Source organism: Planococcus koreensis, from assembly GCF_004761975.1.
Lineage (GTDB): Bacteria > Bacillota > Bacilli > Bacillales_A > Planococcaceae > Planococcus > Planococcus koreensis.
Window position 1 is genome coordinate 14,952 of record NZ_RQII01000041.1, and the last position, 13,365, is coordinate 28,316.

The window sequence follows — 13,365 nt, forward strand, 5'->3', positions numbered from 1 at the left end:
GATTAAGCTCCTTTGATGATCGCGTAGACATGTGCAAACGCTTTTTGGAATGATGATAGGTCTTCAGCTGTCGTGAATGCACCAAAGCTGATGCGGATGACGCCGTCTTTGAATTCTCTCGGCAATCCGATTGCATCGATGACGTGGCTTGCAGCTGTGCTTTTTGAAGAGCATGCGCTCGATGTCGAAACGATGACGGATTGCTGCTGCAATCCGGAGACCAGTACTTCGCCTTTGATGCCCTTGACAGCAATCGCAAGGACATGCGGCGCGGCGCCTTTGGGGCTGACGACTCTCACGCCATTAAAGCTGGAGAGGAAATCGCGCAATTGTTGATTCCATATGGTGAACTCCGGCCGTGGCTCTGCAAGCCGCAGCGCCTTGGCAAGAGCCACGGCATCTGCGACAGAAACGGTGCCGCTCCGCAAACCTGATTCATGGCCCCCGCCGTGCTGGACAGGCAACAATTCCACTCCTTTATTATAGGCTAAAACCCCACTGCCTTTCAGGCCATGGATCTTATGCCCCGATACCGTCAACAAGTCTGGCATGTTTTGACGGTCGAGCGCCACTTTCCCGACGCTCTGGACGGCGTCGCAATGCAATAAGGTCCGGGTACCCGCTAATAGCTTTTTCACTTCCGCGATGGGATGTACCGCACCGATTTCGTTATTGACATGCATCAAGCTCACCAACACCGTATCGTGCCGCAGCGCTTTTTGCAATTCGGATAAATCGATCTCGCCCATTTTTCCGACCGGCAGGCGGGTAATTTCGAACCCGCGCTTCTCCAGTTCCTCCATCGTTTTCAAAACAGAGGAATGCTCCGTAGCTGCGGTGATCATGTGCATCCCGCGCGTTTTCGAAGCTTCAGCAACGCCCTGCAGCGCCAAGTTATTGGCTTCCGTACCGCCAGACGTGAAGATGATCTTTTCCATCCCCAATAGCTCCGCAATCTGAGCCCTTGCGCCTTCCAGCAAATCTTCCGCTTGGTTGCCCATCAAATGGATCGAAGCCGGATTCGCGTAATAGCATTCATTCACTTTCACGAATGCCTCGAGGATTTCGGTTTTCGGTTTAGTTGTTGCGCTATTGTCCAGGTATATCATTTTTATACTCCTCCCAAAAGAAAACCACCAGCGCGTCGGCTGGTGGTTTTCTCATTTTATACGCGCCAAGCATCTTCTTTCACCAGTACTTCGATTCGTTTCATCGAGCCTGGTTCAAAATTTTCAACTGCTGTAGCCGCTTCTTCCAACGCTTTTGAATACCGGAGCTGGCGGAAAGACTCTTCCGCTTCCATCAGCTTGGCGTTCATCTGCGGATTCGTTTTTCTGTAACGGTTGCCGTATTGGATAATGCGCTCAACCAGCAGCACATTTTCAATCATTTCTTTCGCTTTTTCTTCGACTTCATCGATGCATTTCTCGGCTTTCGTCAAGTAGCTGTCGACCAGTTTCATATTAAGCGGCACTTCCTGCAAGCCTTGCATTGCGACGAATAAATGCTCTTCCGCTTCTTCTAGGCGAACGTCCATCTCTTCCGGAATCCCAGGAGTGTTCGCTTTATGCAGCATGCGGTCCGTTTCCTGTAATTGGCGCTTGAGGTGTTCCAGTTTTTTGCGGGCTTCGTTTTCGTCGATCCGCAGGTTTTTCAATGATCCAGCCAAGCCGCTTTGAGCTACATCGACCTCAGCAAGCTCTTTGCGGATGTTGACCAATTCTTCTTCCAGGCTTGAGTAGGCTGCCTGCTCTTCTTGCGTGCGGGACTCGAGCAAGTCGAATCGGCGTTGAAGTTCTTCCAATTTATCCAGGCATGCACGCGGAATCGCTGCATCGCTCTCGGAAATCTTATAGCTCTGCTGCACGACTGCACATTCATCATACGTATCGCGTGTCTCACTTGACACTGTATCCAATTGTCTGCCGGTTTGTACTTTGTATTGGTCAACGAAATGCTTCGCTTCTACTTCTTTTTCAAGAAGCTCGTAGAATGAATCGATGCGGTCTTTCATCGCTTCCGCTTTGACAGTCGTTTCGGCGATTTTCAACTCGGCAATTTCTTCTTTCATATGGGCCAATTCCTGCTCCATCGCATCCAATTGCCCCGTCAATTCGAGGTGGTTCAAATAATACGATTGAGACTCCATTTCACGCTGGCCGCTGCGCAATTCCTGGATCGAAGCCGGTATTTTCGACTGGACATCTGCCAGCAATGGCGGGATGTTGTCGATAAGCGAAAATACGTAATCCCCTTCATCTGATAAGCCCATAACCGTTTCGCGGGCTTCCAAGTAATTCCCTTCTTCCGTCAGCTTGTCGTATTCACTGAACAATGGCGTGAACGATTCAAGCTTCTTCTCTAAAGGTCCGGCTGCTGCTCCATATGAATGCTGGTGCGCCAATAAGGTTTTACGCGCTTGGCGGTAGTGGTCTTTCATCAAGTCCATTTCGCTGCGGTTCTTTTCTTCACTGCCGATCAAGTCGCTCAATTCCGAAAGGATCGCGTTCATCTGCTGATCCACTTTTTCAATGCGGACTTCGATTTCCTGTTCAATCTTCGAAGCTTTTCCGAAATTGAAGCGGTCAATCGCATCTTCTGCGTCGAACAGCGATGCGTCGATTTTCGGAATATGTAAGTCCATGATTTCCGTCCAGACAGCGCGCCAGCGTTCGAACATTTCTTCCGTCTGGCCGTTCATGTTCAATTGTTTCACTTTCGTCAGTTCTTCGAGTATCGGTTTGTTTTGTATTTGCAGTTTTAACTGTTCCAAGCGTTCAATTTCCGCGTTGTGCTTCTTTCGAAACATGAATCCGACGATAATTACCGCTATTAGAATGATGACCGCAATGATGATATACTTCATCATAAGCCAAATAGCCCCCTGTTCCAAAATCCATTTCCTCTTCTATATAAATGCATTTCATGATTCTATTATTTTAACATGTATTCTATTGTTTTGTTTGCGAATTTAGAAGAAATGATAAAATATTTTTATTCTCTAAAGAAAGTTGGTGTTCCCTATGAAAAGAGACGGCCATATCCATACCCCCTTTTGTCCGCATGGCACTGCTGATGCATTGGAATCCTATATTGAAAAAGCGATAGCTTCAGGTTTCCTGGATATCTCATTCACTGAACACGCTCCACTCCCCCCCTCTTTCACCGATACGACTCCGATGAAAGACAGCGGGATGAGCTTTGACGTGCTGCACCGTTATCTAGACGCCGTTGAAGCTGCAAAAGATGCATACAAAAATGATATCCGGATCCGGGTTGGGCTGGAAGTCGATTTTATCCAAGGCTTTGAAGAGGAAACACGCATTTTTTTAAATGAAATCGGACCACGTCTGGATGATTCAATTTTGTCCGTGCATTTTGTCAAAGCAGGACCGCGTTATTTCTGCCTCGATTATTCTCCAGAAGTTTTTATGGAGCTTGCGGCGGCGGCAGGTTCTGTCGAAGCAGCATACGGCATTTATTACGATACCGTTGAAGCATCGATTGCGGCTGACCTCGGGAAATTCAAACCGAAGCGCATCGGCCATCCGACGCTGGCACACAAATTCCAATTGGCCCATGGCGCAAACATTGATGACGAATTGCGCATCAAAGCGATCATCGACAAAATCGCTGACGCTGGTGGAGAGCTTGATGTCAACAGTGCCGGCTATTTCAAACCGGATTGCTTGGAGCCCTATCCTTCGAAAAAATGGATCCGCTATGCCGAATCACTCGGCATTCCACTGGTGTTCGGTTCCGATGCACACAGCGCCAAAGGCTTGCATCAAGGCTATGACAGAATCTATAATGGATAAATCCACAAACGAAATGAGGGTCTTTCATGTTCACTCAAACAGATTATAGCGGCACGCGTGCAAGCCAATACGCGATGCTCGGAAAACAATTGGATGCCCTGCTTGAAGGCGAATCGAACGCCATCGCCAACTTAAGCAATGCATCTGCATTACTAAACCAATTTTTAGACCGCATCAATTGGGTCGGGTTTTATTTAATGGAAGAAGGCGAACTTGTGCTTGGGCCATTCCAAGGCTTGCCGGCATGTGTGCGCATCAAGGTCGGCCGAGGCGTATGCGGCACTGCTGTTTCTGAAAAGAAAACAATGCTTGTCGAAGATGTCCATGCTTTCCCTGGACACATTGCCTGCGACGCAGCTTCACGTTCAGAAATCGTTGTACCATTAATCAAAAACGGTGAAGTGATCGGCGTCCTTGATATCGACAGCCCAGAACTCAGCCGCTTTACACAAGACGACCAGGCAGGACTCGAGAAGTTTGCTGAAACACTGATTAAGCATCTTTAATCCTAACAAGTGAAAGGGCCCCCGAATCAGAAATTGATTTGGGGGCTCTTTTGCTTTCTAAGCTTCCTGCAAATGCGGCTTGACCGCTTCGAAAGCTGCAGCCAGATCCATTATCAAGTCGTCGGTATGTTCCAATCCGATGGACAACCTCATCAAGGATTCGGAAATGCCCATCGCTTGGCGATTTGCTTCGGGTACAATTTGATGCGTCATGGAAGCCGGGTGCTGGATCAACGTTTCCGGATCTCCAAGGCTTACTGCGATTTTGATCATCGACAGCGCATTCATGAACGTCTGCGCTTCTTTTTTGCCGCCTTCAATCTCAAAGGATATTAAGCCGCCTCCATCGCGCATCTGGCGTTTCGCAATATCGAATTGTGGGTGATTCTCATCATGCGGATAAAGTATTTTCGTTACCAGGGGTTCCTGCTTCAAGAACTCAAGCACTTTCTTGGCATTCGAGATATGCCGGTCCATGCGCACATGCAAAGTTTTCATGCCGCGGAGAAGGAGCCATGCATCGAAAGGCGACATGATGGCGCCGATATCCTTTTGGACTGTAAAACGGATTGTTTGCATTTCTTCTGCATCTTGGCCGACTAAAACACCACCGACCACATCCCCATGGCCGTTCAAGTATTTAGTCGCGCTGTGCAGCACAAAATCCGCCCCCATCTTCAACGGATTTTGAAGATATGGCGAACTGAACGTATTGTCCACAACGACCCGCAATCCGTGCTTTTTGGCTACAGCAATAACCGCATCAAGATTGACGATTTCCATCGTCGGGTTGATCGGCGTCTCTACATAGATGCAGACGGTTTCCGGGCGCAATGCTTTTTCGATTTCTTCTTCTGTCGTCATACTGACCAGATTATGGCCGATGGCGTATTTTTCCTCCAGCATCTCCAAAAGCCCGAACGTGCAGCCATAGATGCCTCTCGAACAAAGAACATGATCCCCGGCTTTCGTCAGGTGAATCAGAATCGCACTGACAGCGGCCATCCCTGAACCGAATGCCAGCGCTCCTCCTCCGAACTCAATGGCGGCCATGCGTTCTTCAAGCACCCGCACTGTCGGGTTGCCTAAACGCGAATAAATATTGCCGCCGCACGTTCCGGCAAAGCGTTGTTCGCCTTCTTCCGCTGTCGCAAAAGAAAACGTCGATGTCTGATAAAGAGGCGTTGCCAAACTATCGTGGTGGAGCTGGCTCTCATAACCGCTATGGATAATAGCGGTTTCCATATTCCCAGAAGATTGTTTCATGTTCATACACCCCTTAGTTTAAATAGAAAGCGCTTACATTCTGTCTTATTTTCATTTTACCGTAAATTGCAAAAAAAGAAAAGCTCACCTTTTTCCTTGTAGAACTGGTCTGGACAGCCTGGCAAATACCTTAATTGCAGCCCTCTTGAAGAAAGCCCTCCTTAGCCATTGACTTATAGAGCGTAGTCCGGTTATACTAGAATTTGTGTAAAATAATCGCAGCAGTTGTATGTGCGCGTCTGTCCATTTTATTCCTTATGAGAAAAGCGAAAGCGCCTGTTAGATCTTGGCGCTGGAGTCTAGACAATTAAAAGGTGTATCGCGTAACTCTTGGCTGCCGAGCGAAGGTACATGAATATAAAATGGCTTACAGCATGAATGCATCTGGTTTTTATTTTACTTCAAAAACCAAAAACAGAGGAGGAGACATATATGTCTCGTTATACAGGTCCAGCATGGAAACTGTCACGCCGTCTAGGAGTATCTCTTAGCGGAACAGGTAAAGAATTAGAAAAACGCCCTTACGCACCAGGTCAACACGGTGCTAACCAACGCAGAAAAGTTTCTGAGTACGGTTTGCAACTTCAAGAAAAACAAAAACTTCGTTTCATGTTTGGTGTAAACGAACGCCAATTCAAAACACTATTCAACAAAGCCGGCAAAATGCCTGGTAAACACGGTGAAAACTTCATGATCTTGCTTGAAGCTCGCCTTGATAACGTTGTCTACCGTTTAGGTCTTGCGCGCACTCGCCGCCAAGCTCGTCAAATTGTAAACCACGGCCACATCCTTGTTGATGGCAAACGCGTTGACATTCCGTCATTCAGCGTGAAACCAGGACAAACGATCGCTTTCCGTGAAAAATCAAACAACCTTGATGTAGTAAACGAAGCGATTGAAGTAAGCAACTTCGTTCCTGAATACGTAACTTTCGATGCCGACAGCAAAACAGGCACGTTTGTACGCTACCCAGAACGCAGCGAATTGTCAGCTGAAATCAGCGAGCAATTGATCGTTGAGTACTACTCACGTTAATAACTGCTTTTAAACCCCTTGAAACGGCAAAGCGTTTCAAGGGGTTTTTCTATGCAAAAAAAAAACCTCCGCTGGAACAGCTGAGGTTTGGGTGCAAAGCATTTATTTATAAAAATGGATTTCGTTTTGTTTCAATGCTTGAGCCAGCGTGTTATAGACTTCGATGTCTATGAACTTGATGCCCAAATGGACAGCTGTCTGTGCAATTACCGGGCTGATGCCTGACAATGCCGCTTTAACGCCGATTATTTCCAAACCACTGATCAGCTGGAAAATCTGCTGGGCAACCATCGTATCGATAACCGGCACACCCGATAAATCGATGAACAGCCTTTCCAGATTGTGCTTCGAGCTCTGCGCCAAGGTTTTTTCAAAAATGATTGCTGCCCGGTGGGAAGTGACTTCTCCGATCAACGGCAGCAAGCCTGCATTCTTCGTCAGCAAGATGACAGGCGCACTCATTTCTACAATCATCTGCTGCTGTTTGTCCAGCCGGTCCTGTGCCGCTTTCGTATTCTGTGAACTGAATTCAACAATCACTTTGGATATTGTATTGACAATCGCTAAATTCCATTCGTTCAATTGCTCCAGGCTGACTTCATCCTGATTCTTCGCTGTATAATCGCCGATCATTTCTAAATACTGCAATTGTGTTCTAAAAAATTCTTCAATTACGGCAACAAGAGGCGTCTCCAAATGTGCCTCATCTTCCGCGATTTCCTTGATCCATTCGTGGAAGTTTTCATGAAATTCGTTTTCTTCTTTTAAAAACATTGAACAAAACCGTTTGTGAAATTCATGATTCTGGTTTTTGAGAATCGCTATTTTTTCAGGGTCGTTTGTGCCGTATACCCCGCCTTTGCTTTTATCAAGCGTTTCATACCACTTTTCAGTTAAATCCCAAGTCCGTTCACCTATGTAATCATGCAATGCCTGATTCTTAATCATGCCGTCTCTCCTTCTGTTCAATCCAAACCACTTTTCTCTATAATAATACATTAATGTTAAACGTGCATTAATGGACCGAATTTTTCCAGTTATATTTGAATACCTAAAATTTTCATTCTCCAGCCTACAGCATTTCACGCAAAAACCGGAATATGATAAACTGGACCAAACCGGAGGTGCATCTCAATGCGGATCATATCAATATGCCCGAGCAACACGGAACTTCTCGCTTTTTTAGACGCAGAACATCTGCTGGTAGGCGTCGACGATTACTCGGATTGGCCGAAACCGATTGATTCTTTGCCGAGGCTCGGACCTGACCTCGCCATTCGGATGGACGAATTGCAAGCGTTAAAACCAGATTTGGTTTTGGCTTCGCTCAGCGTACCCGGCATGGAAAAGAATATTGAGGAACTCAAAAAGCGAAAAATCCCCCACTTAATTTTGAATCCGCAATCGCTCGCTGAAATTGGCAGCGATTTGCTTGCGGTCGGTGAAGCCTGCGGCATTGATGCTTTGCCTGTATATAATGCTTATCAACAAGTGATTGAAGAAATCAAAAAACGGTCGGCCGCGGCTGAGACACGCCCTTCCCTTTATTGGGAATGGTGGCCGAAGCCCGTTTTCACTCCTGGAAATATCAACTGGCTTAGCGAAATCAGTGAAATTACAGGTGCCAGAAATACCTTTTCCGATATTGAATCAGCAAATATCCAGACTGATTGGGCCGATGTTGAAAAACGGGATCCCGATTATATTCTCCTGGCCTGGGTCGGCATCATGACTTCTAAAGTTAAACCTGAATTGGTCCGCAAGCGGCCAGGCTGGGAAAATATGAAGGCTTACGAAGAAATCCACATTATGGAAGAGGAGTTATATTGCCGGCCTTCCCCCCGTTTGATCGAAGGTGCTATCCGCTTAGGCAAACTCATTCACCCGCTTCTTTTCGAAGATATGGAACTGCCGCAGTTTATCAAGAAAAAGCAATTATAAAAAAAGCCAACCAGCAAAGGTTGGCTTTCTTTTTACCTACAATCCTGCACGTCCTCGTTTACTTGGATCATCGCTGTCATCAAAATGTGAATCGCGGTCTCCTCTGATGGTGGTATCGTTTTCGCCGCCAATCAGGGGATCGCGGTCATAGCTATTGTCTGAACCTGAGCGCCGCCCGGTATCATGCAATAAACCTTCATCGCTCCCTAAACCGCTGCTCCGCTTATTGCCATCCAGCAAGTCACGGTTGCTTCCCAATCCAGCGGTCCGCGCTTCATCATCAAATAAATCATGGTCGTTGCGCCCAGTGCTTCTGTGCCCGGCATGGGTCTCCGATGCTTGCCCGCGTTCATGCCGGACATCGCCGTCGCTGCCAATGACTGTTCTGTCTCCTGAAAGTGTCGAATTCCGATCGCTATCTGCAAAGCGATCTCGGTCGCTGCTGTCTGGAATCGCCGATTTTGAGTCATTAACCATGACCAAGATAGCTCCATCGTTGAAATGGCCTTCATATTCTTTCGCTTCGTCTTCCGGTATGCCGGCGCCAATCAATGCGCCTGCCAAACCTCCAACACCTGCACCCGCTGCTGCTCCTGTGAGGCCGGCGACTATCGGGCCTGCCGCTACGATCGGGCCTATACCTGGGATGGCTAATGCTCCGATGCCGGCAAGTACACCGCCAAGGCCGCCAAGCGCACCGCCTGTCAACGCGCCAGTAGCAGCACCTTCTCCTGCATGTGTACCTGTTTTTTCAGTAACGTGTTTGGTTTCTCCTTTATCTTTGCTGAGCACCGAAATATCTTCTGAACGATACCCCTGTGTTTTTAAATCCTCAATTGCTCGAATCGCTTCGTTTTCTGAATTGTACGAACCTACCATTCTTGACATCGTGTTAACGCCTCCTGTGAATTTGGATTTATTAATTTATGTCTAAAAATTGTTTCTAGTGATTGGTTACCCGCCGCTTTATTTTTTAAAACACACAGTTCCCAAAAAACAAGAAAAAGGACAGGAGATTAGGCCTGTCCTCGTTCTACAATCTTTTCATTTAATTGAATTGAACCATATGGTATTTCTTCTTGCCTCTGCGCAAAATCGCGAAGGCATCTTCGAGGCGGTCTTTTTCATCGATGACGTATTCCAGGTCTGTCACTTTCTCGCCGTTGACGGAAATCGCACCATTGGTTACGTCCTCACGTGCTTGGCGTTTTGACGGGGAAATTCCTGCTTCGACAATCAAATCGACGATTGATTTCGGTTCTTTGGAAAGTTCAACTGAAGGGACGTCTTTGAATGCAGCGCGCATTTCATTGGCTGACAAAGCTTTCAAATCACCGCTGAACAATGCTTTTGTGATGCGCTGTGCATCCTCAAGAGCCCCTTCGCCGTGGATCAGCTTGGTCATTTCTTCTGCTAACACGATTTGGGCTTTGCGCAGATGCGCTTCCGCTTCTACGGATTTTTCAAGTTCTTCGATTTCTTCACGGCTGATAAACGTGAAGATTTTCAAGTATTTGATGACATCCGAATCCGCCGTGTTGATCCAGAACTGGTAGAATTCGTATGGCGACGTCTTTTTCGGATCAAGCCACACGGAACCGCCAGCGGATTTTCCAAATTTCGTGCCATCCGCTTTTGTCACCAGCGGAATCGTTATACCGAACGCTTTGGTGTCTTCCGCATCATGTGTTTTACGGATCACTTCCAGGCCGGAGGTGATATTGCCCCACTGGTCCGAACCGCCGACTTGCACACGGCAATTGAAATTGTCGTATAAATGGTTGAAGTCGATCGCTTGAATCAATGTGTAGGAAAACTCGGTGAACGAGATCCCCGTTTCCAGCCGCGATGCCACCGAATCTTTTGCCAGCATGTAATTGACGGAAATCAATTTGCCGTAATCCCGCAAAAACTCAATTATGCTCATCTTGCCGATCCAGTCGTTGTTGTTGACCATCACCGCTCCGTTGTCCGATGAAAAATCAAAAATCTGCTCCATCTGGACTTTGATGCCCTGTACATTCCGGTCAATCTGCTCCATCGTCTGCAGCTGGCGCTCTTCATTTCTTCCTGATGGATCGCCGATCGTCCCAGTCGCGCCGCCTACCAACAAAATCGGTTGGTGGCCGTGCAGCTGGAAACGTCTTAGCGTCAACAACGGAACAATGTGTCCAATGTGCATGCTGTCTGCAGTCGGGTCGACACCGCAGTACAATGAAATTTTCTGTGCTTCCAGCAATGCCGCTAATCCCTCTTCATCGGTCTGCTGGTAAATCAGGCCTCTCCATTTTAAATCATCCAATAATTCGTTAACCATTCCAATTCCTCCTCTTGAGCTTCCACTTCTGTGCCTTGCCATTCAATGAAAACAACCTTGATGAAACTGAAGAAGAGTTGGGCAAAATAAAAACGCCCCTGCATGATAGTTCATGCAGGGGCGCATTTGCGCGGTACCACCCAGCTTGGAGAATCCGATTCTCCCGACTCAATATGTGCCGAACGGGGCACAGCCGCAAACTCCAAGCCTGTAATTCAGCCGCTGCGCTTTGACCGGTTTGCACCATCCACCGGCTCTCTAGACAAAGTTCGCACGCCCTACTTCGGACCCTTCTTCGTTTTCATATAAATTATATAAAAATAAGTTTACTTTATTCTCTGATATTGTCAATCTTTTTAGTTGAAAATACGAGAATATGCTATAATGGAACGAGATTTTAGGGGGGGAATATTGTGCAAGAAAAATTCAGGAAAGTTCTCAGTCGATCTGAAGAAACTTACAATAAATGGACCGCCACCAAATGGTATAGAAGGCTTAATATCACCACCGGCGTCTTTTGGAATTTAGCGATTCTGCTATTCATTATTCTCATTACGGGCGGTGTTTTTGCTGCTTCGGTCGGTGCCGGGTATTTCGCATCGTTAGTCGACGAGGAAAAGCTCCGCACACCGGACGAAATGAAGCAACAGATTTACAGCTACAACGAAACATCCGAAATGTACTTCGACAACGAAGTATATATCGGCAACATCCAGACAGATCTCGAGCGCAAAGAAACAACGCTCGATAAAGTGTCAGATTACGCAATCGATGCTGTCCTGGCAACAGAGGATGAATATTTCTCGGAGCACGAAGGCATTGTCCCGAAAGCCATTTTCCGCGGCTTGTTCCAGGATGTATCAAACTCGGACAGCCAGACAGGCGGCTCGACGCTGACGCAACAGCTGATTAAAAACCAAATTCTCACCAACGAAGTTTCCTATGAACGCAAAGCGAAAGAAATTTTGCTTGCGATGCGCTTGGAGAAATTCATGGAAAAAGATGAGATTCTCGAAGCTTACTTGAACATCATTCCTTATGGAAGAAGTTCATCGGGCGCAAATATTGCCGGCATTGAAACAGCGGCAAACGCCTTATTCAATGTGTCGGCAAGTGAATTGAACCTGCCTCAGGCAGCATTCATTGCGGGTATCCCGAAAGCGCCTTACCGCTATACGCCTTATTCTTCGGATGGCGGCAAGCTGAAAAGCGAAGAGCTATTGCAGCACGGCATCAACCGGATGAAAACAGTCTTGTTCCGTATGAACGAAACGAATTACATCACTGACGCGGAATACAAAGAAGCTGTCGCCTACGACATCACGAAAGATTTCCGCACAGGCGAATCCAGCTCCTTTGAAAGATACCCTTATATCACTGCTGAATTGCAAAGCCGCGCAAACCGCATCATCATGGATGTGCTCGCGGAACAAGACGGCATTGATCCTGTCGAACTGACAGAGAACGATAAACTATACGAAGAGTACGCTATTTTAGCGGATCGCGCCGTGCGTTCAAACGGTTACCGCATCCATTCGACGATCAACAAAGATTTGTACGATGCACAGGAAAAAGCGAAAGATGCCTATAACGGTTACGGCACGACGTTAAGCATCCAAGCTACGGATGAAGACGGCAAAGAAATCACCAAGCAATTGCCGGTCCAGGTCGGCAGTATGACCGTCGAAAACAGCACAGGACGCATCCTGAGCTTTGTCGGCGGCCGCGACCACAAAGTCGAGGCGCTGAATCACGCAACCCAAGCCTTCCGCTCCATTGGGTCGACCGTTAAGCCTTTATTGGTATATGGACCTGCACTTGAATTAGGTGCAATCGGCGCAGGCAGCCCGGTTGTCGATGTGAAGTTCACAATGAACGACAACGGAAACAGCTACGAACCGGCCAACTTCACCGCGACCAGCGAACAGGGCATCATGCCTGCACGCAATGCGCTTGCCGAGTCCCAAAACTTGCCGGCGCTCCGCTTGTTCGCACAGATCAAAGAAGATTTGCCGATCCAGTACTTGATGAATAACGGCTTTTCTACAGTAGTGGAAAATGAAAACTATAACGCATCTGCTGCTCTGGGCGGCGGGATCGAAGGTTCTGTTGAAGAAGTGACCAGCGGCTATGCGACAGTTGCCAATGGCGGAAAACGAGTAGGAACCCATATGATTTCCCGCATCGAAGACGCAGACGGCAATATCATCTTTGAACATAAAGTCGAAGAAAAAGAAATTTATACACCTCAAGCAGCCTATGTTTTGACCGATATGCTCCGCGACGTCTTTAAAACCGACCGCGGCACTGCTAACCGGGCAAACGGATTGCTCGATTTCGGCAGCGATTTTGCCGGTAAAACTGGTACCACCCAAGAAACGCGCGATGTCTGGCTTGTCGGATACAACCCGAACGTAACGATGAGCGTATGGCTCGGCTACGACAAAGAAAAATATTCATTGGACAATTTTAAAAACCAAAA

At 47.3% G+C, this 13,365-nt stretch carries 11 protein-coding genes; 5 read left to right on the top strand and 6 right to left on the bottom strand.

Going from position 1 to position 13,365, the window contains the following annotated elements; translation table 11 throughout:
* Positions 1-2 precede the first annotated feature (2 nt).
* Both EGV91_RS09840 and ezrA read right to left on the bottom strand, forming a co-directional pair.
* On the bottom strand, positions 3-1,109 hold the full coding sequence (locus EGV91_RS09840; RefSeq protein ID WP_135503219.1) for a cysteine desulfurase family protein: 1,107 nt from the start codon (positions 1,107-1,109) through the stop codon (positions 3-5).
* 56 nt (positions 1,110-1,165) lie between these two features.
* A complete protein-coding gene (gene ezrA, locus EGV91_RS09845; RefSeq protein WP_135503220.1) occupies positions 1,166-2,869 on the bottom strand; it encodes a septation ring formation regulator EzrA in 1,704 nt (567 codons plus the stop codon).
* Between the two features lie 154 nt (positions 2,870-3,023).
* Between ezrA and hisJ the strand changes: the two genes are divergently transcribed.
* Together hisJ and EGV91_RS09855 are read left to right on the top strand one after the other, a co-directional pair.
* A complete protein-coding gene (gene hisJ / locus EGV91_RS09850; protein ID WP_135503223.1) occupies positions 3,024-3,818 on the top strand; it encodes a histidinol-phosphatase HisJ in 795 nt (264 codons plus the stop codon).
* 26 nt (positions 3,819-3,844) lie between these two features.
* Entirely contained in the window at positions 3,845-4,324 is a 480-nt protein-coding gene (locus EGV91_RS09855) for a GAF domain-containing protein (protein ID WP_135503226.1), read from the top strand.
* Between the two features lie 57 nt (positions 4,325-4,381).
* Here the strand turns inward: EGV91_RS09855 and megL are convergent, their stop codons facing one another.
* Complete coding sequence (megL, locus tag EGV91_RS09860; protein WP_135503229.1) at positions 4,382-5,590, bottom strand: methionine gamma-lyase; 1,209 nt, start codon at positions 5,588-5,590, stop codon at positions 4,382-4,384.
* Positions 5,591-6,022: 432 nt separating this feature from the next.
* Between megL and rpsD the strand changes: the two genes are divergently transcribed.
* Complete coding sequence (gene rpsD, locus EGV91_RS09865; RefSeq protein WP_135503232.1) at positions 6,023-6,625, top strand: 30S ribosomal protein S4; 603 nt, start codon at positions 6,023-6,025, stop codon at positions 6,623-6,625.
* Between the two features lie 102 nt (positions 6,626-6,727).
* On the opposite strand, the gene EGV91_RS09870 is transcribed toward rpsD, so the two are convergent.
* Complete coding sequence (locus EGV91_RS09870; RefSeq protein WP_135503235.1) at positions 6,728-7,573, bottom strand: STAS domain-containing protein; 846 nt, start codon at positions 7,571-7,573, stop codon at positions 6,728-6,730.
* Positions 7,574-7,759: 186 nt separating this feature from the next.
* On the opposite strand from EGV91_RS09870, the gene EGV91_RS09875 reads away from it, so the two are divergent.
* Positions 7,760-8,566 carry a cobalamin-binding protein gene (locus EGV91_RS09875; RefSeq protein WP_135503238.1) on the top strand — a complete coding sequence of 269 codons (807 nt, stop codon included), beginning with the start codon at positions 7,760-7,762 and terminating at the stop codon, positions 8,564-8,566.
* 36 nt (positions 8,567-8,602) lie between these two features.
* Here EGV91_RS09875 and EGV91_RS17500 read toward each other — a convergent pair whose 3' ends face one another.
* Together EGV91_RS17500 and tyrS are read right to left on the bottom strand one after the other, a co-directional pair.
* On the bottom strand, positions 8,603-9,454 hold the full coding sequence (locus EGV91_RS17500; RefSeq protein ID WP_135503241.1) for a general stress protein: 852 nt from the start codon (positions 9,452-9,454) through the stop codon (positions 8,603-8,605).
* Between the two features lie 160 nt (positions 9,455-9,614).
* Positions 9,615-10,883 (bottom strand): tyrosine--tRNA ligase, encoded by a 1,269-nt coding sequence (gene tyrS, locus EGV91_RS09885; protein ID WP_135503244.1) that lies wholly within the window; start codon positions 10,881-10,883, stop codon positions 9,615-9,617.
* A 413-nt stretch (positions 10,884-11,296) separates the two neighbouring features.
* On the opposite strand from tyrS, the gene EGV91_RS09890 reads away from it, so the two are divergent.
* A partial coding sequence (locus EGV91_RS09890; RefSeq protein ID WP_135503247.1) for a transglycosylase domain-containing protein occupies positions 11,297-13,365 on the top strand: 2,069 nt, incomplete at its 3' end.